22 protein-coding genes and 1 tRNA gene are annotated in these 26,931 nt (G+C 61.9%); 6 read left to right on the forward strand and 17 right to left on the reverse strand.

Features of this window, described 5'->3' with window-relative positions; all coding sequences use genetic code 11:
- Nucleotides 1–65 precede the first annotated feature (65 nt).
- Nucleotides 66–1,589 (reverse strand): threonine ammonia-lyase, biosynthetic, encoded by a 1,524-nt coding sequence (gene ilvA, locus IPM89_02860; GenBank protein ID QQS55759.1) that lies wholly within the window; start codon nucleotides 1,587–1,589, stop codon nucleotides 66–68.
- A gap of 31 nt (nucleotides 1,590–1,620) precedes the next feature.
- Here ilvA and rpiA point away from each other — a divergent pair, with 31 nt between their 5' ends.
- Nucleotides 1,621–2,280, forward strand: coding sequence for a ribose-5-phosphate isomerase RpiA (gene rpiA, locus IPM89_02865; protein QQS54802.1), 660 nt, complete (start codon nucleotides 1,621–1,623; stop codon nucleotides 2,278–2,280).
- 82 nt (nucleotides 2,281–2,362) lie between these two features.
- Here rpiA and IPM89_02870 read toward each other — a convergent pair whose 3' ends face one another.
- From IPM89_02870 to IPM89_02895, 6 genes are all read right to left on the reverse strand, one after another.
- A complete protein-coding gene (locus tag IPM89_02870) occupies nucleotides 2,363–3,478 on the reverse strand; it encodes a porin (protein ID QQS54803.1) in 1,116 nt (371 codons plus the stop codon).
- Nucleotides 3,479–3,748: 270 nt separating this feature from the next.
- Nucleotides 3,749–4,918 carry a porin gene (locus IPM89_02875; GenBank protein QQS54804.1) on the reverse strand — a complete coding sequence of 390 codons (1,170 nt, stop codon included), beginning with the start codon at nucleotides 4,916–4,918 and terminating at the stop codon, nucleotides 3,749–3,751.
- A 208-nt stretch (nucleotides 4,919–5,126) separates the two neighbouring features.
- Nucleotides 5,127–5,200, reverse strand: a tRNA-Gln gene (locus IPM89_02880).
- 9 nt (nucleotides 5,201–5,209) lie between these two features.
- A complete protein-coding gene (gene rpsI, locus IPM89_02885) occupies nucleotides 5,210–5,602 on the reverse strand; it encodes a 30S ribosomal protein S9 (GenBank protein ID QQS54805.1) in 393 nt (130 codons plus the stop codon).
- Between the two features lie 36 nt (nucleotides 5,603–5,638).
- The gene (gene rplM, locus IPM89_02890; protein ID QQS54806.1) at nucleotides 5,639–6,073 is read right to left on the reverse strand and encodes a 50S ribosomal protein L13; all 435 of its coding nucleotides are present in this window, start codon (nucleotides 6,071–6,073) and stop codon (nucleotides 5,639–5,641) included.
- Between the two features lie 116 nt (nucleotides 6,074–6,189).
- Entirely contained in the window at nucleotides 6,190–6,537 is a 348-nt protein-coding gene (locus IPM89_02895) for a (2Fe-2S) ferredoxin domain-containing protein (protein QQS54807.1), read from the reverse strand.
- On the opposite strand from IPM89_02895, the gene coq7 reads away from it, so the two are divergent.
- Entirely contained in the window at nucleotides 6,536–7,180 is a 645-nt protein-coding gene (gene coq7 / locus IPM89_02900) for a 2-polyprenyl-3-methyl-6-methoxy-1,4-benzoquinone monooxygenase (protein QQS54808.1), read from the forward strand. The genes IPM89_02895 and coq7 overlap by 2 nt on opposite strands.
- 35 nt (nucleotides 7,181–7,215) lie before the next feature.
- Here the strand turns inward: coq7 and speD are convergent, their stop codons facing one another.
- Together speD and IPM89_02910 are read right to left on the reverse strand one after the other, a co-directional pair.
- Nucleotides 7,216–8,040 carry an adenosylmethionine decarboxylase gene (gene speD, locus IPM89_02905; GenBank protein ID QQS54809.1) on the reverse strand — a complete coding sequence of 275 codons (825 nt, stop codon included), beginning with the start codon at nucleotides 8,038–8,040 and terminating at the stop codon, nucleotides 7,216–7,218.
- 112 nt (nucleotides 8,041–8,152) lie between these two features.
- Nucleotides 8,153–8,569: an OsmC family protein gene (locus tag IPM89_02910; GenBank protein ID QQS54810.1), complete on the reverse strand. Its 417-nt coding sequence runs from the start codon at nucleotides 8,567–8,569 to the stop codon at nucleotides 8,153–8,155.
- Between the two features lie 215 nt (nucleotides 8,570–8,784).
- Here IPM89_02910 and IPM89_02915 point away from each other — a divergent pair, with 215 nt between their 5' ends.
- Together IPM89_02915 and IPM89_02920 are read left to right on the forward strand one after the other, a co-directional pair.
- Nucleotides 8,785–12,102 carry a diguanylate cyclase gene (locus IPM89_02915; protein ID QQS54811.1) on the forward strand — a complete coding sequence of 1,106 codons (3,318 nt, stop codon included), beginning with the start codon at nucleotides 8,785–8,787 and terminating at the stop codon, nucleotides 12,100–12,102.
- Nucleotides 12,103–12,243: 141 nt separating this feature from the next.
- On the forward strand, nucleotides 12,244–15,294 hold the full coding sequence (locus IPM89_02920) for an EAL domain-containing protein (GenBank protein ID QQS54812.1): 3,051 nt from the start codon (nucleotides 12,244–12,246) through the stop codon (nucleotides 15,292–15,294).
- Between the two features lie 38 nt (nucleotides 15,295–15,332).
- Here the strand turns inward: IPM89_02920 and IPM89_02925 are convergent, their stop codons facing one another.
- The 3 genes from IPM89_02925 to IPM89_02935 all read right to left on the reverse strand — a co-directional run bounded on the left by IPM89_02925 (nucleotide 15,333) and on the right by IPM89_02935 (nucleotide 18,940).
- Nucleotides 15,333–16,280 carry a hypothetical protein gene (locus IPM89_02925; protein ID QQS54813.1) on the reverse strand — a complete coding sequence of 316 codons (948 nt, stop codon included), beginning with the start codon at nucleotides 16,278–16,280 and terminating at the stop codon, nucleotides 15,333–15,335.
- A gap of 323 nt (nucleotides 16,281–16,603) precedes the next feature.
- Nucleotides 16,604–18,730 (reverse strand): glycosyl hydrolase family 57, encoded by a 2,127-nt coding sequence (locus IPM89_02930; GenBank protein QQS54814.1) that lies wholly within the window; start codon nucleotides 18,728–18,730, stop codon nucleotides 16,604–16,606.
- A gap of 39 nt (nucleotides 18,731–18,769) precedes the next feature.
- Nucleotides 18,770–18,940, reverse strand: a complete 171-nt coding sequence (locus tag IPM89_02935) for a hypothetical protein (GenBank protein ID QQS54815.1) — start codon at nucleotides 18,938–18,940, stop codon at nucleotides 18,770–18,772.
- On the opposite strand from IPM89_02935, the gene pyk reads away from it, so the two are divergent.
- On the forward strand, nucleotides 18,939–20,411 hold the full coding sequence (gene pyk / locus IPM89_02940; protein QQS54816.1) for a pyruvate kinase: 1,473 nt from the start codon (nucleotides 18,939–18,941) through the stop codon (nucleotides 20,409–20,411). The genes IPM89_02935 and pyk overlap by 2 nt on opposite strands.
- A gap of 205 nt (nucleotides 20,412–20,616) precedes the next feature.
- Here pyk and IPM89_02945 read toward each other — a convergent pair whose 3' ends face one another.
- The 4 genes from IPM89_02945 to IPM89_02960 are packed head-to-tail and all read right to left on the reverse strand — an operon-like array spanning nucleotide 20,617 to nucleotide 23,265.
- Nucleotides 20,617–20,844: a hypothetical protein gene (locus IPM89_02945; GenBank protein QQS54817.1), complete on the reverse strand. Its 228-nt coding sequence runs from the start codon at nucleotides 20,842–20,844 to the stop codon at nucleotides 20,617–20,619.
- Nucleotides 20,845–21,894 carry a hydrogenase expression/formation protein HypE gene (gene hypE, locus IPM89_02950; GenBank protein QQS54818.1) on the reverse strand — a complete coding sequence of 350 codons (1,050 nt, stop codon included), beginning with the start codon at nucleotides 21,892–21,894 and terminating at the stop codon, nucleotides 20,845–20,847. It abuts the gene before it with no gap.
- Nucleotides 21,891–23,042, reverse strand: a complete 1,152-nt coding sequence (hypD, locus tag IPM89_02955) for a hydrogenase formation protein HypD (protein ID QQS54819.1) — start codon at nucleotides 23,040–23,042, stop codon at nucleotides 21,891–21,893. Before hypD ends, hypE begins: the two co-directional genes overlap by 4 nt.
- Entirely contained in the window at nucleotides 23,026–23,265 is a 240-nt protein-coding gene (locus tag IPM89_02960; GenBank protein QQS54820.1) for a HypC/HybG/HupF family hydrogenase formation chaperone, read from the reverse strand. The genes hypD and IPM89_02960 overlap by 17 nt, the downstream gene beginning before the upstream one ends.
- A gap of 229 nt (nucleotides 23,266–23,494) precedes the next feature.
- Here IPM89_02960 and IPM89_02965 point away from each other — a divergent pair, with 229 nt between their 5' ends.
- Nucleotides 23,495–24,538 (forward strand): c-type cytochrome, encoded by a 1,044-nt coding sequence (locus IPM89_02965; GenBank protein QQS54821.1) that lies wholly within the window; start codon nucleotides 23,495–23,497, stop codon nucleotides 24,536–24,538.
- A 100-nt stretch (nucleotides 24,539–24,638) separates the two neighbouring features.
- Here IPM89_02965 and hypF read toward each other — a convergent pair whose 3' ends face one another.
- Nucleotides 24,639–26,924: a carbamoyltransferase HypF gene (hypF, locus tag IPM89_02970; protein QQS54822.1), complete on the reverse strand. Its 2,286-nt coding sequence runs from the start codon at nucleotides 26,922–26,924 to the stop codon at nucleotides 24,639–24,641.
- Between the last annotated feature and the right edge of the window lie 7 nt (nucleotides 26,925–26,931).

Here is a 26,931-nt window from a genome sequence, read left to right on the forward strand (position 1 = left end):
TTACGGACAAGCCCGCTTCCACACATAACATATTGATTGGTAAGAAGGTAGTTTTTGTACAGCTTCTAAGCGTGCCCGTCCAGAAACAGCTGGTAGGCGGGATTGTCGGTCTCCTCGTGAAAGGGGTAGCTGATCTCGCGGATAAAGGTTTGAAACTTGGGTCGTTCGGCTTCCGGGACTTGGATGCCCACCAGTACCCGGCCATGGTCGGAACCATGGTTGCGGTAGTGGAACAGGCTGATGTTCCAGCCGTGCGCCATACCGGTCAGGAACTTTAGCAGCGCGCCTGGCCGTTCGGGAAACTGGAAGCGGTAGAGCAGTTCATCGCGGATGCCCGGTGCATGGCCACCGACCATGTAGCGCACATGCAACTTGGCCATCTCGTTATCGCTCATGTCGGTCACCGGATAACCCTGCTCGCTCAGGGCGTCGATAATCCGCTGTTTCTCTTCCTGGCCCTCGGTGAGTTGCACGCCGGCGAATACACGCGCCTGCCGGTCGTCGGCGTAGCGGTAGTTGAATTCGGTGATGGAACGCTTGCCGATGACCTGGCAGAACTTACGGAAGCTGCCGGGTTGTTCCGGGATGGTGACCGCCAGCAGTGCCTCGCGCCGCTCGCCCAATTCGGCCCGCTCGGCGACATGGCGCAGTCGGTCGAAGTTGATGTTGGCGCCGCAGTGGATGGCGATGAGGTTGGCCCCGGTGATGCCGGTGTGTGCCACGTATTTCTTTAACCCAGCCGTGCCCAGCGCACCGGCCGGTTCGGCGATGGAGCGGGTGTCGTCGAAAATATCCTTGGTGGCGGCGCAGATTTCATCGGTGGAAACGACGAGGGTGTCGTCCACCAGCTCCTGAGCCAGTCGGAAGGTTTCCTCGCCGACCTGCCGCACCGCCACGCCGTCGGCGAAAATCCCAACCTGGTCGAGCCGGACCCGTTTGCCTTGCTTGAGCGCTTCGTGCATCGAAGCGGCATCGTCCGGTTCCACGCCGATGATTTTGATCTCGGGTCGTAGAAACTTGACGTAGGCGGCTACGCCGGTGATCAGGCCACCGCCCCCGACCGCGATGAAGATGGCGTCGATCGGATCGGGATGCTGGCGCAGAATTTCCATGCCGATGGTGCCCTGGCCGGCGATCACGTCCGGGTCGTCGTAGGGATGGATGAAGGCTAAACCCTTGTCCGCTTCCAATTGGCGGGCGTGCTGGTAGGCTTCGTCGTAGGTGTCGCCGAACAGAACGGTTTTGCCGCCGCGAGCGCGCACCGCCTGCACCTTGATGGAGGGTGTGGTGCGGGGCATGACGATGGTGGCCTTGACCCCGAGCCGCTGGGCGGCCAGGGCCACTCCTTGAGCGTGGTTGCCGGCCGAGGCACAGATGACGCCTTTGTCCAGGATCTCGCGCGGCAGGTTGACGATCTTGTTGTAAGCGCCGCGCAGTTTGAAGGAAAACACCGGTTGCAGATCTTCGCGCTTGAGCAGCACCCGGTTGTTCAACCGCTGTGATAAGCGACTCATGACATCGAGCGGCGATTCGATGGCGACGTCGTAGACGCGGGCGGCGAGGATTTTTTTGATGTAGTCGTGCATGATGGTGTGAGATGACTGATAGGGGAAAAATCGCATGTCTGGCGATGAGATGAAAAAACGTGCCGCCGAAGCGGCGTTGGAGTATGTCGAGGACAATACGGTCGTGGGGGTCGGCACCGGCTCGACGGTCAATTATTTTATTGAGGCGCTGGCGCGCATCAAGCATCGCATCGAGGGCGCGGTATCGAGTTCCGAGGCGACCACGCAAAGATTGAAGGCCTGCAAGATTCCGGTACTGGATCTGAACGCCGCCGGACCCTTGCCGTTGTATGTGGACGGTGCCGATGAAGCCAACCGTCAGTTGCAGCTCATCAAGGGTGGCGGCGGGGCGCTGACCCGCGAAAAGATCGCGGCGGCTGCCAGCGAACGATTCGTGTGCATCGCCGATCAGTCCAAGCTGGTGGACGTGCTGGGAGCATTCCCGTTACCGGTCGAGGTGATTCCGATGGCGCGCAGCCACGTCGGGCGCGCGCTGTTGAATCGGGGCGGACAACCGGTATTGCGGGAGAACTTCGTCACCGACAACGGTAACCTGATCCTCGATGTTTATAACTTGCAAATCCTGGAACCGGCCAAGCTGGAGGCGGAACTGAACAATATCGCGGGTATCGTCACGGTGGGTTTGTTCGCGCTTCGGCCGGCCGATGTGTTGCTGCTGGGTACGGTGGACGGAGTGCGAGTGATGCGGCTTTGAACAGGATTTGCGGGGAATAAAAACGGGCGCTGCCTTTCGGCGAGCGCCCGCCGCCCTTACGCCTGTTTTCCCAGGCTATGTATTAGAAGTCCACCCGGGTGCCGATCGAGGCGGCGTTCTGGTCACCCATGAACAACCCCGTCGAGGCGTCGCCCGGTACGTTGTAAAGGCTGGCGCTGCGGCCGATGTATTCAACCCAGATCGAGGTCCGTTTGCTGAAGTTGTACTGGTAGCCCACCACGTAATTGTCGATTTTGTCGTCGCCGTCGACACCGGTGTCCAGTTGGCCGTAGGCGGCGCGCAGGGTGTTGTTGCCGAAGACGTACTGACCGGTCAGATACCAGTTGTTGGCATCGTCACCGGGAAAGAATTGAGTTCCCGCTGTATCTTTAATCCCGGTGAACAGGTTGAGGGAATAGAGACTACCCTGCTCGTAGATGAAGCCCACGCCGAACGGCCCCGAGTTGTAGCCCAAGCCCAGAACCCAGTTTGACAGGTCAAGATCGTAGGTAACACCAGGCAGGGTGTCGGGATTGAGAGGGATATTGCTCTTGCCTTCCAACTTGATGTAGCTGGCACCGGCGAAGAACGGCCCGTTGCTGTATTTGACGGCCAGGTTCCAGATATCGACATCATTCGATATGTCCGAGCTGGGGCCGTTCATGACCAGCATCGCTTCACCGCTGAAGCCACTGAAATCGGGCGTGGAATAATAGACGCTGTTCGACAGCCGAACCAGATCGCCATCCGCTTGGCTGCGGTCACCGCTGAGCGAGAATCCGCCACCCAGCCACTGCGGATAGAGGAAGGTTTTGCCGCTATTGAAAATATCGGTAATGCCGGCGACGTTGTAATAGGGCGTGTCCTGGGTACCGAGAGTCAGGGTGCCGAAGCCGCCCTTGAGCCCAACGTATTTGGGTCGGTTGCTATCCCAGTTGCCGCCTTCGGTCATATCGACACCGAATTCGTAACGGTAAACGGCGTTCAGACCACCACCCAAATCTTCGGAGCCCACCACGCCGAGGCGTGAGGAGTCGTTGACCACATCCCAGTTGCCATCAGTGTCCACGGAATCAAGGGTTTCATCGTTGTAATCCACCGACACCCGCGCCGAGCCGTACAGGATGGTATCGGCCTGTGCCGCAAACGGAATGGCAAGAGCGCCAGCAACAGCCAAGGCAAGAATGGATTTTTTCATGGGGTGATTCCCTGATTGTCTGAATATGGGTATAAATTTCAAGATTTGCTTTCCAATCAATGCGATAACTCGATTGGAAAGCAATCTTAAAGCTGTTTTCCGAGTCATTTATATAATGGTTGCGGTAAAAAAGCAACTGGTTTTTTATAAAAAATACAACTTATTGGTGTCAACGCAACGAGAGTCCAAACCTGGATTATTCCCGAACCGGAAAACGAAAACGGACACCCGAGGGCGTCCGTTTTACTCAGACCCAATCAGCAGGGTGGATCAGAAATCCACGCGGGTACCGATGGAGAGCGCTTGCCTAGTGCCGATCAGGTCGCTGTCGACATCGCTATTGGTGTATTCAACCCACGCGCGGGTCCGCTTGCTGAAGTTGTACTGGTAGCCCAACACAAAGGTGTTGATGCTGTCCTGCTCGATACGAGCAGTCTGGACACCGTTCGTGTAGACCTGAACCTGGCCCTTGTCGGGATCGGTATAACCGTAGGCACCCCGGATAATGTTGTTGCCGAAGGTGTAGGCGCCGGTCACGTAGACGTTCTGACCTCCGCCAAAGTAAAGGGTATTGAGGTCGCCGTCTTCGTAGTTCAGAGTGACCGCGAAGGGACCGGAGTTGTAGCCAAAGGCCAAGCCCCACTGATCGCCGTCTTCCCAGTTGGGCCGGGTGTACTTGAGGCCATCAAAGGTAGGATTATTGTAGTAGCTGCCAAAGCCGGGCCCATCTATCGCCATGTAGGCCGCGCCCACAAAGAACGGACCGTTCTTGTAGGTGGCGTTGAGCTGATACATGTCGACACTGTCGGAAAGATTGCAAGGCAACTTGTTATCGGGGTTGCAATAACCCAACTCAGACGGATTGGTCGGTTCGTTAGCCCCGACATCGCCATTCATGACCAACATGGCCTGGAAACCGAAGCCGCTCCAGTTGGGCGAGCTGTACAGCAGGCTGTTGTCCATGCGGGTGCCGTAGACGGAGCCCAGGTAACCGGTATTTTGGAGAAAGGTATTGGCCGAATTGTTGAAGACATCGGCGACACCGAGCACGTTGTAGTAAGGAGTCCACTGGGTGCCCATGGTGACTGAACCCCAACTGGTGCCCTTCAGCCCAACCCACTTCGGCCGGTTGCTGTTCCAGTTGCCGCCTTCGGTTACGTCGACACCGAATTCATACTGATAGATGGCGCTCAAACCACCACCGAGGTCTTCCTCGCCGCGCACGCCCAAGCGAGAGGAGTCGTTGACCACATCCCAAGCGGTGAAGCCCTTGACAAACGGGATCAGGGAACCGTTGGGGGCTCTTAGGTCGGTGTAGGTGGTATCCAGGTCAACATAATCGACGGATACCCGGGCGGAACCGTACAGCGTGGTGTCGGCAAAGGCAGAGGAGCCAACCAGTGCAGCGGCAACGGCCAGCGCGATAGCAGACTTTTTCATGACTAAACTCCTAGGTTTGTGTTGTATGTACACAACAAAGAGGTGCTCTCAAATCATTGAGGAAATTTATACGCATTCTGAAGCAGAAATGCAACTGATATTTTCAAAAAAAACACAAAATTTAGTTTTTGTTTTATTTTAGCAACAAATTGTTGTTTTTTGTTCGGGCGATAAAAAACCCACCCGAGATGCTCGGGTGGGTGGATGATGGCTGGGGGACTAGGATTCGAACCTAGGTTGACGGAGTCAGAGTCCGTAGTCCTGCCGCTAGACGATCCCCCAAGAAAATGCTTAGCGCTTGGAATATTGGGGGGCGCGGCGAGCCTTGTGCAGACCGACCTTCTTGCGCTCCACCTCGCGGGCATCGCGGGTGACGAAGCCGGCTTTGCGCAGCGAGGGACGCAGGCTCTCGTCGTATTCGATCAAGGCTCGGGTGATACCGTGACGGATCGCGCCGGCCTGCCCGGTGATGCCGCCGCCCTTGACGGTCACGTAGACATCGAACTTGTCCTTCAGATCGGCGACTTCCAGCGCCTGATACGCCACCATGCAGGACGTCTCGCGCCCGAAATACTGATTCAGGGGGAGCTGGTTGACCATGATGTTGCCGCTGCCGGGCCGCAGGAAAACCCGCGCCGTGGCGGTCTTGCGCCGGCCGGTGCCGTAGTGCTGATTTTCGCTCATTCTTGCCTTTCCATTAGTGAATGCGCCAGCCGAAGACTACCCAACCAGTTCCAGGGGTTGGGGCTGCTGGGCGGTGTGCTGGTGTTCGGCGCCCGCGTAAACCTTCAACTTGCGGAACATCGCCCGCCCCAGCGGGTTTTTGGGCAACATCCCCTTGACGGCGATTTCGATGACGCGCTCTGGGGCTTTTTGCAACAGCTTGTCCATGGAGATGGACTTGAGGTTGCCAACGTAACCGGTGGTCCGGTAATAGATCTTGTCGGTCCGCTTCCGGCCGGTCGTCCGCACTTTTTCGGCGTTGACCACGATGATGTAGTCGCCGGTATCGACGTGGGGGGTAAACTCGGGCTTATGCTTGCCTCGCAAGCGGCGGGCGATTTCGGTCGACAACCGGCCCAGAACCTTGTCCGTGGCGTCGATCACGTACCAGTCGCGCTTGACCTCGGCCGGTTTGGCGCTGAAAGTTTTCATTGTGACGTGCTCCGAAAAATCCGTGTTCGCTTGGAAAGTCGCACATTGTATGCAAGCGCTATTCGTCCTACAACCCCCGCCGCCATGTGGGGACCACAAAAAATGCCCAGTAATCGCTAGATGCGCAACCGTTCCACCACTCGACCGTTGATCAGATGCTGCTCGATGATCTCATCGAGATCGGTGCGATCTATATAGCTGTACCAGGTTGCCTCCGGGTAAACGACCATGACCGGCCCTTCGGCGCAGCGGTCCAGGCAGCCGGCGGTGTTGATGCGGACTTTGTCGGGGATGGCCGGGCCGAGTTGCTTGACGCGCTGTTTGACGTAGTCGCGGGCTTCCTGGGCACCGCATTGCTGGCAGCACTGCGATCCATCCGGCCGCAGGTTGGTGCAAAAAAAGACATGGTAGCGATAATACGACACTTCAACTCCTCTTCGATCCGAACCTGAGCTTAAACCCATGACGACTCGTTACTATACCTCCGTTGACGCCCTGCTCATCACTTTGGATCAGGCGCTGCGTACCGTGTTCGGCAAACCGGCAACCACCGGCCGCGCCAACCCGGCCGGCGCCGTGCCGCCCACCGAGCTGCCATCCGAGGCGCGCCAGCGGGCCGCACGGCTGATGCGGGTCAATCATACCGGCGAGGTTTGTGCTCAGGCACTCTATCAGGGCCAGGCGCTGACCGCGCGGTTGGACACGGTGCGTGATCGCATGGAGCAGGCCTCCGGCGAGGAAAACGACCATCTGGCCTGGTGCGAGGCGCGGCTGAAGGAACTGGGCAGCCATCCCAGCGTGCTCAACCCCTTATTTTACGCCGGTGCCTTTACCATCGGGGCGTTGGCCGGCAAGGCCGGAGATCGCTGGAGTCTGGGGTTCGTCGCCGAGACCGAGCAGCAGGTGGTCCAACATTTGAATGCGCATCTGGAGCGCCTGCCGGTCGAGGATCGGCCCAGCCAGGCTATTCTGGAGCAGATGCGGGAAGACGAGGCCCGCCACGCCGCCGACGCCCTGGCCGCTGGCGGCGCCCGCTTGCCACTGCCCGTGCGCGCGTTGATGCAAGGTGCGTCCAAGGTCATGACCCGGACCACCTACTGGGTCTAGGCGCGGGGCGCGGGGCGTACCGCGAGGAGGTTGCACTAAATCCGCAAGCCCTTGTGCAGGTTTTCGCCGTACTTGTGCAGGTTTTCGCCGTAGAAGATTTCCGCCATTTCCCGCCGCAGGCGCCGCTCAATTTCCGCCTGCTCGCGCGGGGGCATGTCCTGTTTGTCCACGCTGAACAGGTAATTATTCAACTCGAAGTCTTTCAGGATCATCTTGGTGTGGAAGATATGTTCCTGATCGACGTTCACGTCGATCATCTGATACCTCTCCAGGGTGTCCTTGGAAAGGTAGTTCTGAATCGAGTTGATCGGGTGGTCGATGAAATGTTTCTTGCCGGCCACGTCGCGGGTAAAGCCTCGTACCCGATAGTCGATGGTGACGATGTCGGACTCGAAACTGTGGATCAGATAGTTCAGGGCCTTGAGCGGAGAGATGCGGCCACAGGTCGATACGTCGATATCGGCCCGGAAAGTGTTGATGCCGTTATCGGGGTGACTGTCCGGATAGGTGTGGACCGTGATGTGGCTCTTATCCAGATGGCAGACCACCGCTTCCGGCAGTGGGCCGGGCGATTCGGTGTTGGAGAGCTGGTCGGATTCGATCGGCTCCTCGGAAACCAACATGGTCACGCTGGCGCCCTTCGGGGCGTAATCCTGCCGGGCGATGTTCAAGATGTTGGCGCCGATGATCCTGGATACAGCGCTTAGAATTCGGGTCAGGCGCTCGGCGTTGTAGGCTTCGTCGATATAGGCGATGTAGCGTTCCTGCTGCTCCGGCGTCGAGGTGTGGCAGACATCGTATATATTGAAGCTGAGCGTCTTGGTGAGGTTATTGAACCCCTGCAATTGTAGTCTGGGCATTGGCTTCGGAGTCATCGCCATTCCCCTCCCCAAAGACGAAAAAACCAAAGCCGCCGGTTCACATGCTCAGGCTTCGATGGCGGGGGGATTAGGGGTTTGGGCGAACGTGCGCTCAGGCTTCGCGGATTTCAAAGGTATGGGTCATCTCAGCGGTTTTGCCCAGCATGATCGAGGCTGAGCAGTATTTCTCCGCCGACAGGTGAATGGCGCGTTCAATCGCTTTGGTGCTCAGATTCACGCCGGTGAGGATGAAGTGAACGCGGATCTGGGTGAAGACCTTGGGGTCTTCGGTGGCCCGTTCGGCTTCGATCTGCACCTCGCAGCCGCGCAGATCCTGTCGGGCCTTGCGCAGGATGTTGACCGCGTCGATCGCGGTGCAACCGCCCATGCCCATCAGCAGCATTTCCATTGGGCGCGGTCCGAGGTTGTGGCCACCCAGTTCGGGCGGGCCGTCCAGCACCACGGCGTGGCCGCTGGGCGATTGGGCCACGTAAGTCATGTCTTCCAGCCAGGTAACGCGGGTTTTCATGGTGGTTGTGCTCCCCAAGGGCGAGCGTTTTCCCTTTGCCTGTTTATGGTTTGCTAAAGTGTCGGCGAGCATGGTAGCACGATAGCCCTTTCGGACCCGAGATCCCGTCAAGGAACTCGCCCATGCAAGGTGGGCGTGAGGAGCTTGGCGAGGTCTTGCGGGGTGACCCGAAATTTTGATGACAAGCACCGGGGCAGGCGCGCTGGTGGACGATAATGAATACCTTTTTTTCCGAGAACCTGGATTACATCTTCTTCCTCTACGGACTGTCGTTCGTGCTACTGGCAACGGTGGCGGCGACTCTCGGCGGTTGGGAAAAAACGCTACCGTGGCGGTGGTTGGCCGTGTTCGGTGTTCTTCACGGCTTGAACGAGTGGCTGGATCTGCTGGCGTTCGGTTTGGGAGACTCACCGGTTTTCCAGGGTATTCGGCTGGCGGTGCTGGCGCTTTCCTTTCTGGCGCTGGTCGAGTTCGGCCGGCGCGGGATGACGGGCGACGGCTCGCGCTGCGGTGGATGGGTTTGGCTGGTGTTGCTGGGGCTGGCCGCCCTGGGTGGGCTGTCCGGAGAGACCAGCGGCTTGAATGCCAGCTGCCGCTATGCGCTCGGCCTGAGCGGTGGCTTGTTGGCCGCCGCGTCGTTGTGGCGGGCCGGCGGAGCGACAGGAGAAGATCGGTGGTGCTTGCGGTTGGCTGCCATCTCCATGCTGGCCTACGGTCTGGCCGCTGGCCTGGTGGTTCCCAAGGCCGCGTTTTTCCCCGCTTCCTGGCCCAATCACGATAGTTTTTTGGCGCTGACCGGAATCCCCGTGCAATCTGTTCGCATGCTGTGCGCGCTGGGTATCATGATCGGCGTGTGGCTGCACGGACTGCGGGTGTCGAGCGTGCGGTTACGGCGCTCCGGACCGATTCCGCACTGGCTGTACCCGGCGCTGTTCGTATTGCTGGCGGGCTTGGGCGGGTGGGCGACCGACTGGCAGGGCCGGAGCGCCGCCGCCGAACTGCGGGAACGGCTGCTACAACAGGCACTAAAGATCGCTCAGACCATCAACCCCACCGAGGCGGCGGTCCTGAGCTTCACGGCGGCGGATTGGGGAACGCCGGCGTTCGAGCGGTTGCGCCGCCAGATGATCGCCTACGGTCGCTTCCTCAACCAGCGCAGTATCTACAGCATGGCCCTTCGCGACGGCGCCATTACCTTCGGGCCGGAGAACCTGGAGGTGAACGATCCGCTGGCCTCGCCTCCCGGAACGCGGTACGAGCGGCCGCCGACGGGGTTGCTTGCCGTCTTTCAGGACAAACGTCCGATAACGGCGGGGCCGTTTGCCGATGAATACGGTGAGTTTGTCTCGGCCTTTGCGCCTGTGCTGGATCTGAATAGCGGCGCGGTCCTGCTGGTGGTCGGCTTGGATGTCCCGGCCGATGCGTGGAACGCCCGGATCGCGGCGAGCCGTCTGCCGCCGATTCTGGGTACGCTGATCCTGCTGCTGATTTTCCTGGTTGGAACGGGTGCCCTCCAGCGGTGGCGCCGGCATCCCACGGTGTACCCACGGCGCTGGCGCCATTTCGAGACTGTGCTGGTTGGCGTGCTGGCCTTGTTGTTAACGGCCGCCGTATCGTTTCTGGTGTTGCAGGAGGAAAGCCGTACGCGCCGCAACGACTTCGAGCGCCTGAGCGATGTCTACTGGGTCAACATCCGCGATATGCTCAATCAGTTTCAAGTCGCGCTGAGCGATCTGGCCCAGTTTTGCGCCGTCACCCCGTGGGTGGATCGCGAAACGTTTCACGCCTTCGCCGCGCCGATGGCGAACAGAACCCAGGCCATTCAGGCTCTCGGCTGGGTCCGGCCGGCGCCGGAAGCCGAGCGGGAGCGTATCGAAGCCGAACTGAGCCGGGAAATCGGCGACGAGATTGTCATCTGGGAATACGATACCGCCGGCCGGCGAGTGCCCGCCGCAGGTCGGCGGATTTATTATCCGGTGGTCGCGGTGGAACCGCTGGCCGGCAACCAAGCCGCCATCGGCTTCGATCAGGGCTCGGAGCCCTTGCGCCGCGCCGCGCTGGAGCGGGCCATCCGGACGGGGCTGCCAACGGCGAGCAATCCAGTTTTGCTGGTCCATGCCGACGAGTTGCGGCAGGGCCTACTGGTTTACCAGCCGGTGTTCGCGCCGGCCGCGCCGGGGTCCGGGAGCGCCGCTGGCGTCGAGCCCGCCGGGCGATTGCGCGGGGTGGCGCTGGGCGTGGTGCGTCTGCAATCCCTGCTCGCCCGATCCCTGCTGCGCAATGCCGATTCCATCGACAAGATCGCGGTGAGCCTGAAGGATCTGACGCCCACTTTGCGACCCAGCCTGTTGGCGATCTATTCCACTCCACCGACGACGCAGAATGCGGGGGGTTTGGACTGGATCTCGTCCGGCCGGGGCGAGTTGCGGACCGCTTACCCACTGTTTGTCTTCGGCCGCGCCTATGCGGCTGTCATCCGCTCCACCCCGGCGTTTTATGCCGCCCATCCGATGCGGGCCAGCGGTTGGGCGGCATTCGCGGGGCTGTTGCTGACCGTGGTGCTCACCGCCTTCGTCGGCTTTTTGCGCAACCGGCAGGTCTTTCTGGAACGGCAGATGGAAGCGCGCACGGCCGAGCTGCGCGCGCGGGAAGCGACCCTGCATAGCATCACCGATGCGGCCCGCGACGCCATCCTGATGATGGACCCGCAGGGGCGGATCAGCTTCTGGAATCCCGCCGCCGAACAGATTTTCGGCTACACCGGGGACGAGGCGATAGGGCGGGAACTGCATCCGTTGCTGGCGCCGGAACGCTATCACGATGCCCACTTGAAAGCATTTCCGGAGTTTCGGCGCAGCGGACATGGCAACGCGGTGGGCAAGACCGTGGGCTTGCACGCCCTGCGCAAGGATGGGACGGAGATCGCGGTGGCGCTTTCCCTGTCCGCCGTATCGATCCGGGGTGAGTGGTACGCGGTGGGCGTGGTGCGCGACGAGACCGAGCGCCAGGCACGGGAGCAGGAGCTGCGCCGGTTGGCGACCACCGACCCGCTGACCGGGTTGGCCAATCGCCGCCATTTTCTTGTCCAAGTGGAACACGAGCTGGAGCGGTTTCAACGCTACGCCAAGCCGACGGCGCTGCTGATGCTGGATCTCGACCATTTCAAACAGGTCAACGATCGCCACGGCCACGCTTCCGGCGATCGGGTGCTACAACATTTTGCCGCCGTCGCCCAACAGACGCTGCGAAAGGTCGATCTGGTCGGCCGGTTGGGCGGCGAGGAATTCGCCGCGCTGTTGCCAAACACGGATGAAGAGGGCGCGTTGTTGCTGGCCGAGCGACTGCGGGAATGCCTGGCGACTTCGCCCGCCACCGGGGATGCCGGCGAGATTTTCTTCACGGTCAGCATCGGTCTGGCATCGTTTGCCGCCGCCGATCAGACGGCCAACATGATTCTGGCCCGCGCCGACCGGGCGCTGTACCGGGCCAAGGAAGCGGGCCGTAACCGGGTGGAGGTGGAACCGGTTCCATGATGGATTCCAGAGAAGATGGTGCGGCGCCCGGATGGAACGTACTATCCCGACATGCCCACTGCTACCCCGTTAACTCCTTTTAAAACCGAATGATTATTCGGATGTTCGGTCGAGCACCCTGTCCTTGTAGGAGGCACCGCGATGGGTACACAAGAAACGTGGCTGGTTTCGCGGCACAGCCTGTTCGGACTGGTTGCCGCCATCGGCGTGGTGATGACGCTGCTGCTGGCCGGTTGGGGCATGGCGGCCTATCAGCAGATTGAATCCGAGGTCGAAGCGACCCTGCGCGCCGGTCTTAAAAATGTGGCCTTGCCGCTGAACGCGCTGTTTGAAAAAGTGCGGGTGACGGCTACGCGCGCGGCCGTGCTGGTCGCCGACCGTACCCCAGCCGACCTGGAAGACCGACTGGACCTGCTGGCGTGTGCGCTCGACGAAGGGTTCCAGATAGTCTGGTATGACGCCGGCAACCGCGAACGATCGCGGGGTGGTCACGATTCGGGCGCGCTGGCGGCGCTGGTCCTTCCACCGCCCGCCGCGCCGCTGCTGGGTCATGCGCCGCTACCCGCCATTGCCGTGCCGGCGGCGATTTTGGCCACGGCCCGCGCCAGGAGCGGAGACGCCAACTATCTGAGCGCGCCGTTCCAGCAGGGCGGCAACTGGTTCGCCGCTCTCACCCAGCCGATCCGGACGCCTGCCGATACCGGCGATCTGCTAGTGGTCATTTTCCCGGTTACGCCGATCATGGCGTGGTGGTCGCGGCTCGATTTGCCGGAGGATTCGGCCGTGGCGGTCGTGGACCACGAGCGATTGTGGCTGCGGCGCCCCTTTCTGCCGAAAGAAGTGGGGCGCGACATTGCCAAGGGTCCGTTGGTCGCCGCCATCCGGGCGGCGGGCGGGCAGGCGGGATTGACCACCTTCGTGCCGACCTACACCGACCGGGTGCCGCGCTATGTGGCCTGGCTGCCGCTACTCCGCGACCGGATGTATCTGGCTGCCGGTTTTTCGACGACGCATGTGTGGGTACTCTGGTTTCACCATTACGGCTGGTCGCTGGTGGCATCGGTCACGGCGCTGGTGGTGGCTTTGAGCATCCTGTTGCTGGCCAGCCGATCCGTGCTCCGTGGCATTCAGGCGAAAAATACGGCGCTGGCGGCTTTAACCGAGAGTGAGTGCAGGGCGCAAGCGTTGTTGAGCGCCATTCCGGATCTGATGTTCCGGCTGGACCGTGACGGTGTTTTTCTGGAGTACAAAGCCAGAAAATCCGAGCTTCACGGGCAATCGCTGGACACCCTTGTCGGCAGGAACAATCACGACATCACTCCGCCCGTATTCGCCGATTTGGTGCAGCGCCATACCGACGCGGCCCTGGCTGGTGGCGGCATGCAGCGCTTTGAGTTTCAACTGCCCGTTGGCGGTGGCGACCCGCGTGATTACGAAGCGCGGATGAGCGCCAGTGGCCCGGCCGAAGTGACGGCTATCGTGCGCGACATCACCGAACGCAAGCAGGTCGAGGAGCGGTTGCGGCAGGCGGCGATGGTGTTTGAGAACACCCGCGACGGCGTGATGATCGTCAATCTCGACCAGCGCATCCTCGCCGTCAACCGGGCTTTCACCGAGATTACCGGTTATATCGAAGCCGAAATACTGGATCAGAATCCCCACATCCTGCAATCCGGCCGGCACGATCGGGCCTTTTATCAGCTGATGTGGGCCAGCATCCTGCAAACGGGCTACTGGCAGGGCGAACTGTGGAACCGGCGCAAGAACGGCGAGCTATACCCGCAATGGCTCACCATCAGCACCGTGCGCGACGAACACGGCGAGCCGACGCATTACGTCGGTGTATTGACCGATATCAGCCAGCTCAAGCGCGCCGAAGAACGACTGGTTCATCTGGTTCACTACGACCCGCTGACCGATCTGCCCAACCGGCTGCTGGCGCAGTCGCGGCTGGCGCACGCCGTGGACCAGGCCCAGCGGCACGAGCAACGGGTCGGTGTGCTGCTGCTCGACCTGGACCGCTTCAAAACCGTCAACGACAGCTTGGGCCATCCGGCCGGCGACGCACTGCTGTGCGCTATCGCCCTGCGGCTGCGGGAGCGGCTGCGGGAAGAGGATACCCTGGCCCGGCTGGGCGGCGACGAATTCCTGGTGGTGTTGGAGCATCTGCCCCGTCCGGAAGAAGCCGCCTCGGTGGCCCAAAATCTGCTCGATCTGCTGACGCAACCCTTTATGCTACCGGACGGGTCGGAAGTGTATGTCAACGCCAGCATTGGCATCAGTCTCTACCCGGACGACGGTAGCAGCGCCGCTGATCTGATCCAGTATGCCGACACCGCCGTTTATCAGGCCAAGGAACAGGGGCGCAATACCTATCGTTTCTACACCGAGGCACTAACCCGGGCCGCGCACGAGCGGCTGGATCTGGAGCGACGGTTGCGAGGGGCGCTGGAGCGGGACGAGTTCCTGCTGCACTACCAGCCGCAGCTGTCGGTGATCGAAGGGCGGATCATCGGAGTGGAAGCGCTGGTGCGCTGGCAACCTCCGGGCCAGGCGCTGGTGTCGCCGGCTCGCTTCATCCCACTGGCGGAGGAGACTGGGCTGATCGTGCCCTTGGGCGAATGGGTATTGCGAACCGCCTGCGCCCAGGCTCAGGCATGGCGGCTGGCCGGTTGGCCGTCCTTGTTGATGGCGGTCAATCTCTCCGCCCGCCAGATCCGGCAGCCGGACCTGGTCGGACGGGTGCGGGCCGCTCTGGCCGATAGTGGCCTGCCGGCGGAGTACCTGGAATTGGAGATCACCGAAAGCGGTTTGATGGAGCAGGGCGAGCAGGCCGAGACCATTTTGCGAGCCTTGAAGGAAACCGGGGTACGGCTGGCCATCGACGACTTCGGCACCGGCTATTCTTCGCTGGCCTACCTCAAGCGCTTTCCCATCGACCAACTCAAGATCGACCAGGGCTTCGTGCGCGACATCCCGCACGATCCCAACGACATGGAAATTGCCGCCGCCATCATCGCCTTGGCGCATACCCTGCGGCTGGAGGTGCTGGCGGAAGGGGTGGAAACGACCGAGCAGTTGGCCTTCCTGCGCGAGCACGGTTGTAAGCTGTGCCAAGGCTATCTGTTTAGTCGCCCCGTCCCGCCGGAGGATCTGGCGCTGTTGCTGGCCGCCCCGCCGGTGGTGAAGTAGCTGGAACGGCGTGCTTGTTCGGCGCCGGCGCGAAGGCGTCAAATCTCCAGGGAGCCGCAGCGGCCCCACTTCGCCGGTTCCCAAGGGGTATTCGGGTTGGCGAAAAGATAGCGAAAATTGCCTTTGTGGGAAAAACCCAAGCCAAACTTTTTGTTCTTACCCTGTTCCAGCTTGACCGTGGTCGGCGCTTTGATGTGTTTGTCGACGTTGCCGCCCTCGCCCCATTCGACGATGGTCCAGGTGACGCGATCCGTGCCGAGAACCGTAATCCCTTCCACCAGGGCGATGTGTTTGTGAGGGTTGTCGGGAGTGACGGTAATCAACACGTCGCCATCGCAAATCCCGGCGAGGGAGCGCCGGGGTTCGAGCGGCACGTAGGGCGCCGTCGCCAGTTCGGCCTGACCCCAACCCGTCTCGAGCTGTTTCTCCGTGCTCCACGACATCAGCTTGCCGGGTTCGCCCGAGCCCCACACCCCGATGCCGATCCCCGGCGAGACGCCGTGGTAATTGCCGACCAGCCCGTTGCAATCCAGGCCTAGAAACTGTTTGGCGTACTGGTCGATGGTCGAAAAAGCCTTGCCCTTGCCGATGCGCCCGCACCGCCACGCCAGGCGAATCGTATCGGCGATCTCGCTGGGCGAGCCTTTGCCCCGGTAGGAACGGTTGATGCCCACTTTATAAAAGGGTTTCGTGGAGTCGATGACATCGTCTTGGGGAAAACGGAAGGTCGAATGCAAATGCTTGGCCCCGAGGATTTTGGTCACGGCGGAGACGAGGCTGTTTCGCTCGGTTTCACACTCGGCGCGAGTCCCATTCTGGTAGCGCGTGATGTTGACCGCTGCGAACAGCTTTTGTCGCGGGTCGTTGATCAGCAGGCTGTGGTAGTTCAGCACGTATTGGCTGGGGCTGATTTTGCTCGACCGCACCCGAGGTTTGGGGTGGCCGATGGCGTGCGGAGTTTGAGTTGCGACGGTGCGCGGTAACATGCGAAGTCCCCCCGAGAAAAAGACTGGTTGATTTTCCGAAGCGAGATCGATCCGCGTCCGATCGCATGGCAAAGACTGGGCGAAGAGCGAGCCCCGGACACAGGCTGCTATCGGGTTCGAGCCAGCGCGCGACAGAGTTCCACGATGTCGTGAGCGGCGAGCCAGCGGAAGCGGATACCCTATATAGTTTAGCGGTTTGCTCTGGAATAGTGATTCGCTGTGACAGGCTTGAAAAAATTAAGCACGTTTCGTGATGGGTGGGGAAGCCCTTGGAATTCCCGGTGCCGGAACCCGGTTTCCCGGATTCCGGCCTGCTCACGAAATCAAGCCAGATACACCCGCTCCAGCGCCCCACGCGAGACGTTGCCCTTGCCGTCCTCGGCCTCGATGTAATAGCGCAGGTCACCGGCGCCGACCGGCAACTTGGCGGTGTAGTAGTTGGCGACGATGGCCGCGCCGGTTTGCGACGGATACGGGCCGTTGTCGGTCATCGCCAGACGGGTTTCGCCCGTGGCGGCGCGCAGCACCAGCGTCACCCGCTTCAGACCGGCGATGTCGTACACGAAGGTATGCACCGTGCCTTCGCGCGGCGCGTCCAGCAGGCAACCCTGACCCCAGCGCTTGCCACCCGGATTTTCCGGCGTGACCCACGGCGCGAAGATGGTGGGACCGGTGCGATCCTTGCTCGCCGACAAGAGCGCATCGACTTCGCTCTTGACCATGGCGTAACCGGCGTTGGTGGCATTGGTGACCTGCTGATCCCAGATGTGTTGCCCGGTCCAGTACCAGTAGCAACTGGTTTCGGCGGTCAGCATCAGCCGGCTGATGTCGTCCAGCCACGGCTTGCCGGGGACGGCGTCCTCCAGCGCATGAACCACGTTCTGGAACGCGGTCAGCACCGCCCAGGAATTCAGGTCGGGCGAATAGGGCTGGTCGTAGCGGCTGAACCACTTCATGAATTGCGGATCGCCGTTGTCGGCGCCGGCCCAGGAACCCGGTTCGATATGCGCCGCCTGGCTAGGATCGGGCGGGAAACGGTCGAGATAATCATGCGTCGTGGTCAGTTCGAAACGCGGATCGCCCTGTAGCCACCGCACCATTTCTCCGGTGTTATGGTTGTAGTAACTGTCGGCGCCGCCGCCATGGTTGTCGCCGTCGGAGTGCAGCAGGAAAAACGGCGGATGCTGCGGATCGAAGGCGCCGGTTTCGACGATCTGGTTGTAGACCTGCCCCAGCACGTCGGGATATTGCAATGCTCCGAAGCCGCCGCGGGCATCCTCGTTACCGATATAGCGCTCGGCCGGCACCGCGATGATCTGGTGAATCTGGCCTTCCGGGTCTTCGTATTGCACGTATTCCGGCTTGAGCAGGCTCGGGGAAATTTTCGATCCCGCCCAGATATTCCGCAGTTGCAGCCAGTCATTGACCGGCGGATTAACCTGATCGGCCGGGTTGGGCGGCAACATGCCTTCGTTGATTCCGGCGTAGGGATAGTCCCGGCAGGCCCGGAAGCGGTGGATGGAATCGTAAATTACCGCCCGGATGCCGGCCTGGTTCAGTGCCGGAATCATGCGGACATGGAAGGCGGTTTCCGGTGGAAACATCACGCTGGACGCTTCGATGCCAAACGCGGAACGGATGATGTTGCGGTGCCATTCGACCTGTTTGACGATGTTGCGGGCCGGGGTCAGCGCCATCAGCGGATGAAAGAAACCGAATGCCGAGAAATCCACCCGGGGGTGACCCAGTTCGGTCTTTTCCTGGGCGACGGCGCGCAATTCGTTGTTCCAGCCGCCGAAGCGCCCACCGCACAGACCATCGGCGGCGCAGCGGTCCAGTTGCTCGATCAGCGAGCCGCTCCAACTGGTGGACAGTCCGGCGTGAGGCAGCCCGCCGCCGACGTACTGGCGCACGGCGTTCGGGATGAAATGGGTGTAGGGGCCGCCACGCGCCCCGAAGATCGAGTCCTTTTCGCCGTCCCAGTACATCCGGTCGGTGGCGTTGTAGTAGGGCTGGTGCATGTGTTTGTGGATGCCGAAGTACAGCTTGACCGGCGTATCGCCCGGTCCGGTTGCCACCCGAACGACCGGTTGGGCCTTGGCGTTTGGCGCGATCCGCAACTGGCGGAACTCCTTGACCCAGTCATCACCCCCGGCCTGCTGGATGTCGGCCTTGCGGCAGCCTTCCGCCTGCACGGTGAAGGTGTTGGGCCAGAGCAGGCCGGCGGGGATGCCGGCGGCATACTGGTAATCGCCTTCGATCACTGTTTCTTCCAGCGCCTTGCCCGCGATCAGACGTTGTCCCTCGGGCGTATGCAGAATAATCTGCGGGAAGGGGACCGGACCATCGGCGACGAAGGCGATGGAAAACGCCGGATTCTTGCCGGATTCATCGCATTGCAGCGAGTCGGGCAGTTCGATACGCAGGATACGAGTGAAGACCTCAGTCATTGCTTAACCTCGTGTGGGTTCTACAGGGATGGAGTGAGTTTAGACCGCCGGACGCGACTTGCCGCCAATACCCCGAAACGGTTGGCTGGCCGCGCAAACCGCTTTGAGCGGTCGGTGGCCTCCTTTACACTTCGCGAACCCGACCAGAAAAATAAGCATTTGATTGTTTTTGTTTTTATCCACTCTTTCAGCAAGGGGCGCGGCAAGCATGTCGAATATCATGAAATTCACCAAGATTGTGGCGACGCTGGGACCGAATTCCCGCGATCCGGAAACGGTCGAGCAACTGCTGCGGGAAGGCGCGGATGTGATTCGGCTGAACTTTTCGCACGGTTCGCTGGAGGATCACGAATTGGCCGTGCGGCAGGTGCGGGAAGCGGCGCGGAAACTGAACCGGCACGTCGCCATCTTTCAGGATCTGCAAGGCCCCAAGATCCGCCTTGGTCAACTGGATGGGGACTCGCTCGAAGTGGGCGCCGGCGAGACGCTGGTGCTAAGCACCGACGACCTGATCGGTGGCGTGCACGACGGCGTCAAGAAAGTGGCCATCGACCATCGTGGCCTGCACGAGGAAGTCAATGCCGGCGACCGGATTCTGATCGACGACGGTTTGTTCGAATTCGTCGTCGAGCGGGTCGAGGGGCACGAGATTGTCACCCGCGTGGTCAACGGCGGCCGTCTGAAGCCGCGCAAGGGTGTCAACCTGCCCAACATCAAGCTGAACATTTCCGCGATCACCGAAAAGGATCGGCGCGATTTGCAGTTCGCCTACGACCACGGCCTGGATTACGTGGCGCTGTCCTTCGTGCGCGAGGCCGCCGATGTCAAGGAATTGATCGAGCTGATGCTGACCATGCACGGTCGCAAGCTGCCGATCATCGCCAAGATCGAAAAGCCCGAGGCATTCCGGCACATCGACGGCATCATCGCGGTGGCCGACGCGATCATGGTGGCGCGCGGCGATCTGGGGGTGGAAACCTCGCCGCAAGAGGTGCCGATCATGCAGAAGATCCTCATTCATAAGTGCAACCTCGCCGGCAAGCCGGTGATCACCGCCACCCAAATGTTGGAATCGATGATCAACAATCCGCGCCCGACCCGCGCCGAGGCCAATGACGTGGCCAACGCCATTCTGGACGGGACGGACGCGGTGATGCTGTCGGCGGAAACCGCCGCCGGCCAGTATCCGGTCGAGGCGGTGCGGATGATGAAGAACATCGCGCTGACCGTCGAGACCAGCGAAGTGTTCAAGACCTTGGTGCGCAGGAATGTGGTGGCCCAGGAGGTGCTGCTGTCCAATGCCTACCCGCCGGTCGAGGATGCCGTCCACTTTGCCACCATCGATCTGGCCAACAAGGTCTGCGCCCGTTATCTGGTTGGTTTCACCAACAGCGGGGCGAGTATGCTGGGTCTGGCCAAGTTTCGGCCACTGATGCCGCTAATCGCCTTCAGCTCCAAACCGTCCACCCTGCGCAAGCTGGCGCTGGTGTGGGGAGTGGAGCCGCTGCAACTGGGCGCCGTCCAGTCGGTGGACGATCTGCTGAGTTCCGCGACCGAGTTTCTACTCAACAAGGGCATGGTGCGGGAAGGCGATCGGGTGGTGTTCACCGCCGGGGTGCCGGTCGGGGTGTCCGGCGGCACCAATATGATCAAGGTGGTGAAGGTGGAGAAGGCGGACTGAGCAGTATTTTTGCACCTGTTCACCGCTATGCTGGGCGGGAGTGGCGCATTGGCCATGAGGTGGACCTCTTAGTCAAGACCTAGTGGCCAAAGGCCGCCAAAATCCCAGAGCAACAAAGTGATCGTTTCAGGAAACCGGTGGGGTCAGCATATCCAAGCTAGGTACCCGCGCGAACTCGGCGGCATTGGTAGTGAGCACCGCGCCATCATGAAGAAGCGCGGTGGCCGCGATGATCAGGTCGTGCGCCCCATGGATTCCGCGCTGGCAATACAGCTTCGCGGATGGCGTCAAGGTCTTGGGCAAAGGACTCGGCGTCTTCGTTCAGTTTGGGCAGTGCCGCAAGCAGGCAGTTGAGCGCCCGCACCGCGACCTTGCTGGGCGTGGGAGCGGGGCGGGAATCCGGTGTTTCTGGGTTGTAGAGATCGGTTTCCATTCAACAAATCCTCGGCAACTGTTCCCCGCTCAACCAATCCACCAACCGGCGTCCGCCAAACACCGTCTCCATCTCCACGAAGCCGTGCGGGTCCGCCACCACCTCGCCAATCAAGGTGGCTTCCCGGCCCAGTGGATGGGCGCGCATCGCCGCCAGCAGGGTGTCCGCCGCTTCCGCCGGGCAGATCGCCAGCAGCTTGCCCTCGTTGGCGACGTACAGCGGGTCCAGCCCGAGGAACTCGCATAGCGCCCGCACCGGCTCCTTTACCGGAATGGCCGCTTCGCGTAGCCGCATTCCGACGCCGGACTGGCGGGCGATTTCGTTGAGGGCGCTGCTCAAGCCGCCGCGAGTGGGATCGCGCAGGCAATGAATATCGGGAACCGCCGTCACCATCGTCGCCACCAGACCGTGCAGCGCGGCGCTATCGGACTCGATGGGCGCATCGAAGCTCAGGTTCTCCCGTTGCGCCAGCACCGCCATGCCGTGTTCGCCCAGCGAGCCGCTGAGCAGCACCGCGTCGCCCGGCCGCGCCCGGTTGGCGGAGATGTCCACGCCGGCCGGAATCACGCCGATGCCGGTAGTGGTGATGAACACCCCGTCACCCTTGCCACGCTCCACCACTTTGGTATCGCCGGTGACGATGGGCACCTCCGCGTCTCGCGCCGCCCGCGCCATCGATTCCACGATGCGTTTTAGATCGGCCAGCGGGAAACCTTCCTCCAGAATGAAGCCAGCGGCCAGATACAGCGGCCGCGCGCCAGCCATCGCCACGTCGTTGAGCGTGCCGTGCACCGAGAGACAGCCGATGTCGCCGCCGGGAAAGAACAGCGGCGACACCACATGGCTGTCGGTGGCCATCACCAGCCGCCCGGTCGGAACGGTCAGACGGGCACAGTCATCCTGGGCACGCAGCCAGTCGTTATCGAAGGCGGCCAGAAACAATTCCTCGATCAACTGCGCCATCGCCCGACCGCCGCCGCCGTGGCCGATTTCGACGCACCCCCGCGCGAGATCGAGCTTGCGGGCGTAGGCTTCCCGCCGGGAACTCATGAGGCCACCGCCTGCCGGAATCGCCCATAGTGATAGTGCGCCGCGCAGGCGCCTTCGGCCGAAACCATGCAGGAACCCAGTGGATGATCGGGGGTGCAGGCGGTGGCGAACACCTTGCATTCTTCCGGGCGCTTGACCCCGCGCAACACCTCGCCGCAGGCGCAGGCTTTGTGGTCGCTGGCCTGAATCGCGGGCACGGCGAAGCGCCGTTCAGCGTCCCAGTCCGCAAACTCTGGCCGGATCGCCAGGGCGCTGTTCGGCAGTTCGCCCAGGCCGCGCCATTCGAAGCTCGGGCGGATCTCGAACACCTCCTCCATCAACTGTTGCGCCTTGCGATTGCCTTCGGCGCCGACCGCGCGGGTATATTCGTTCTCCACCCGAACCTCGCCGGCGTTGAGCTGGCGCACCAGCATCAGAATCGATTGCAACACGTCCAGCGGTTCGAAGCCGGCGATGACCAGCGGCCGGCGGTATTCGGTGGCGACGAACTCGTAGGCGCGCGTGCCGATGATGGTGCTGACGTGAGCAGGGCCGATGAAGCCGTTAACCACGCCAGCGCCGCGAGTCGCCGCTTCTTGATGAGGCGAGGAAAAATCGGTTGCCAGCAGCGCCCGCAGCGCCGGCGGGGTGAGGACGTGATTGCAGTACACACTGAAGTTGCCCAGCTCCTCGCGCCGGGCTTGCCGGAGGACGACGGCGGTGGGCGGGGTGGTGGTCTCGAAGCCGATGGCGAAGAACACCACCGACCGGTCGGGCTGGGCGCGGGCGATCTCCAGCGCATCGCTGACCGAGTACACCATCCGCACATCCGCGCCGCGCGCCTTGGCCTTGAGCAGGGTATCGCCCTGGGCGCCGGGTACGCGCAGCAGGTCGCCGTAGCTGCACAGAATTACCCGTTCGCGTTCCACCAGATCGATCGCCGCCTGCAATCGTCCGCTTGGCAGCACGCACACTGGGCAGCCGGGGCCATGAATCAGCCGCACTTCGGCCGGCAACAGGTCTTCGATGCCGTAGCGGCAGATGGCGTGGGTGTGGCCGCCGCAGAATTCCATCAGCGCATAGCGGCGATCCGGCTCGATCTCCCGCCGGATACGGGCGGCCAGACCTTGCGCCAGGCGGCCGTCGCGAAATTCATCCAGGTATTTCATCGTTTGCCATCTCCGAGAATTCGGCGATCAGCCGCAGGGTTTCCGCCGCTTCTTCCGGGTCCAGGCGGTTGAGGGCATAGCCGACGTGGACGATGACGTAATCGCCGATTTGCAAGTCGTCCACCAGCGCGGTGGAAATCGTCTTGCGCACGCCGCCCATGTCCACCACGGCATGCTCGGGATCGATCAATTCGGTTACCTGCGCGGGAATGGCGAGACACATGCTGAAGGACCTCCAAAAGCACGGTATGGAGATGGGGCGATGAAAAAGAGTTTAGATGTCGTGTCCGCGCTCTTTAACTCTTTACATCTTAGACCACCAACCAAACCCCTGGAGATTTCCCATTGGTGATGTCGAACGCCCCAACCGGCTGGCCGACTCAGGTTGAAATTCATCTTGGTTTAAGGTTGACCTGATAGGGTTTAAATTCCTTAACTAATTGGGGGGAATTATGAAAAACGGTTTTGTCTCCGGATTGCTCGGTATGGCGGTTCTGACCGGTGCGGTGTTCGCCGCCGAGGGCCAGTGGCAGGCACTGCCGGACAAGGCGCCTGAGCCTGCCGACAATCCGACCACCGAAGCCAAAGTGACACTCGGCAAGATGTTGTATTTCGATACCCGTTTTTCGTCGACCGGCACGGTGTCCTGTTTTTCCTGTCACAACGTGATGGAGGGTGGCGACGACCATCGCCCCACGTCGATCGGCGTCCACGGCCAAGTGGGTGGACGCAACGCCCCGACGGTTTGGAATGCGGCGTTCCTTTCCGCGCAGTTCTGGGACGGTCGCGCGCCTTCGCTTGAAGAACAGGCCAAGGGGCCGCCGACCAATCCCATAGAAATGGGCATGGAAAATCTGGACGCCACCATTGCCCGCATCCAGGCGATTCCGGGGTACAAGTCGTACTTTACAGCGGCGTTCGGCCAAGGCGATACCGTGACCATGGACAACGCCGCCAAAGCCATCGCTGCCTACGAGCGTACTTTGATCACGCCGGATAGCGCCTATGATCGCTACGTCAAGGGTGACAAGAAGGCCATGACTAAACAGCAGGTGCGAGGCATGGACACTTTCGCCAAAACCGGCTGCACGGCCTGCCATTCCGGCCCCGCTTTCAACGGTTCGGCCAATCTGCCGATGGGACAGGGCTTTTTCATGAAGTTCCCGACGTTCCCTGGTAGCGCCTACGAGGCGCGGCACAAGCTTACCGAGGATCTGGGACGCTATACCGTCACGAAGCAGGATGCCGATAAAAATATGTGGCGAGTGCCAACGTTGCGGAATCTGACCTACACCGCACCCTACTTCCACAACGGTTCGGTACAGAGTCTGGATGAAGCGGTACGGGTGATGGCCAAGACCCAGCTCAACAAGGATCTGAGCAAGAGCGAAATTCAGGACATCGTCGCGTTCTTGGGAGCGCTGGATGGTTCCTTTCCGCAACAGCTCATGCCCAGGCTGCCGCCAACGCCCGGCAATCTGCTGACGGGAAACTAGGCGCGGTCATGCACCACGCGGCGCGTGCCGCTCAGCCAGTAGGTCATGGTGACCGGTGCGCCCGCCGTTCCTCGTAAATCTCTCACCTCTGGGGCAGGGCTCAACCCGGTTTGGCCAGCATCACCACCCACGACTGACCCAAGCTGAGACCACCGTCGTTGGGCGGTGCCTGCCGGGCGGTGAATACTCGCCAGCCGGCCGTTTCCAGCCGGGTCTGGAGTTGCGTGCTCAGCAAGCGGTTGAGAAAGCAGCCGCCGCCCAGCGCCACCTGTTCCAAGCCGGTTCGGTCGCGTGCCCAGCGCAGCCATTCGCTCAGCGCCAGCGCCAGGGTGGCGTGGAAGCAAGCCGCGCCCCGGCCCGGTTCCACGCCTTCGGCCAGAGCGGCCAGCAGCGGCAGCAGGTCCAGCGCGCCGTCGTCACGCAGGATGAAAGCTTCCATCAACGGTTGCGCCGGGCCGTGGCGGTGTGCCAGCGCCTCCAATTCCATCGCCGCCTGCCCCTCGTAGTCGTTGACTTCCCGCACGCCCAGCACGGCGGCGGCGGCGTCGAACAGGCGGCCGGCGCTGCTGGTTTCGGGAGTGTTGATGCGTTGTTCCAGCATGTGCCGGATGATCGTCGCCCTGGCGCCGAAGCGGCGGTCGATCTCCTCATCCCTTCCCAGCAGATGCAGCACCGCCACCGCCAGTCGCCACGGTTCGCGGGCAGCTCGGTCGCCGCCGGGCAGGGGCAGTGGTCGCAGATGGCCGAGCCGCTCGAAATTCGCCCCGTCCACCCACAGCAGTTCGCCGCCCCAGAGGCCGCCATCCACGCCCAGGCCCACGCCGTCCAGCGCCAACCCCAGCACCGGTTCCCGCAGACCGTGTTCGGCCACGACCGCCGCGATGTGGGCGTGATGGTGCTGCACGGCGATACAGGGCAAATCCCGCTCCGCCGCGTAAGTCGCCGCCAGCCGGCTACTGGGGAAATCCGGATGCAGGTCGCGGGCGACCCGCTCGGGCACGATCCGCAGAATGTCCTGCAGGTGGGTCATGGTCTCTTCCAAGGCCCGGCAGGTGGCGGCGTTGTCGAGGCTGCCGATATGGGGGGAGAGATAGGCTCGATCATCGCGAGTCAGGCAGAGGGTGTTTTTGAGATAACCGCCCAGCGCCAGTGTCGAGGGTCCGGCTTGGGGTAGGCGGATGGCTTGCGGGGTGTGGCCGCGGGAGCGGCGGATGAAAGTATTGTCAGTCACAACGCTATCCTCGCAGCGGGCCAGAATCGCCCGGTTGTGGGTGACGAAACCGTCGGCGATGCCTTGCAGCCGCCGCGTTGCCTCGTCGTCGTCGATCACCAAGGGTTCGCCGCCGGGATTGGCGCTGGTCATAACCAGCAGCAGCGGTTGCGGTTGCGTCAGCCATGCCGTTCCGGCGGGACGACCGGCCGCTTCGTGGAACAACAGATAATGCAGTGGCGTGTAGGGCAGCATGACGCCCAGATGCGCCAAGCCCGGCGCGATGCCGGACAAGCGTCGGCCGCTATCCGGGCCTTGGCGCAGCAGCACGATGGGGCGTTGCGGCGCTGCCAGCCGCCGCCAGTCCGCCTCATCGCCTTCCACCCAGTACGCCAGCGAGGCAAGGTTGGCGGCCATGACCGCAAACGGCTTGGCGTCGCGCTGCTTGCGCTGGCGCAGACGGGCCACGCTGGCGGCGTTTTGGGCATCGCAAACCAGGTGAAAACCGCCCAACCCCTTAATGGCCAGAATCTCACCGGCGCGCAGACGGTCCAGTGTGGCGGCGATAACATCGTCCACTTCGACCGATGCGCCGGTGGCGTCGCGCAGGCTCAGATGGGGACCGCAGACCGGACAGGCGTTGGGCTGCGCGTGAAAGCGGCGGTCGCCGGGATCACGATATTCCCGCGTGCAGGCCGGGCACAGGGGAAAATCGGCCATGCTGGTATTGGGGCGGTCGTAGGGCAGGGCGGCGGTAATGGTGTAGCGCGGGCCGCAGTGGGTGCAGTTGACGAAGGGATAGCGGTAACGGCGGTCGCCGGGATCGAACAATTCCGCCAGACAATCGTCGCAAACCGCCGTGTCCGGCGTGATGTCGGCGCTGACCGCGCCGGCGCCGCTGGTGGCAATCACGAAAGCGGGTTCCAGCCGATGCGGAGCCAGCTCGCGGATGCCGAGCGCGTCGATACGGGCCAGCGGCGGCGGTTGACGCAGGGCATGGAGAAAGTCATCCAACGCGGCGGGGGTGCCCTGAATCTCGATGGTCACGCCCGCGCCGTCGTTGCGGACGAAGCCGCTCAGTCGGCGCGCTACCGCCAAGCGGTACACAAACGGGCGGAATCCCACCCCCTGCACCTGGCCGCTGATCTGGATGGCGCGGCGTTGCGGCGCGGTCATGCGTCAC

The sequence above is a fragment of the Candidatus Competibacteraceae bacterium genome (assembly GCA_016699715.1).
Lineage (GTDB): Bacteria > Pseudomonadota > Gammaproteobacteria > Competibacterales > Competibacteraceae > Competibacter.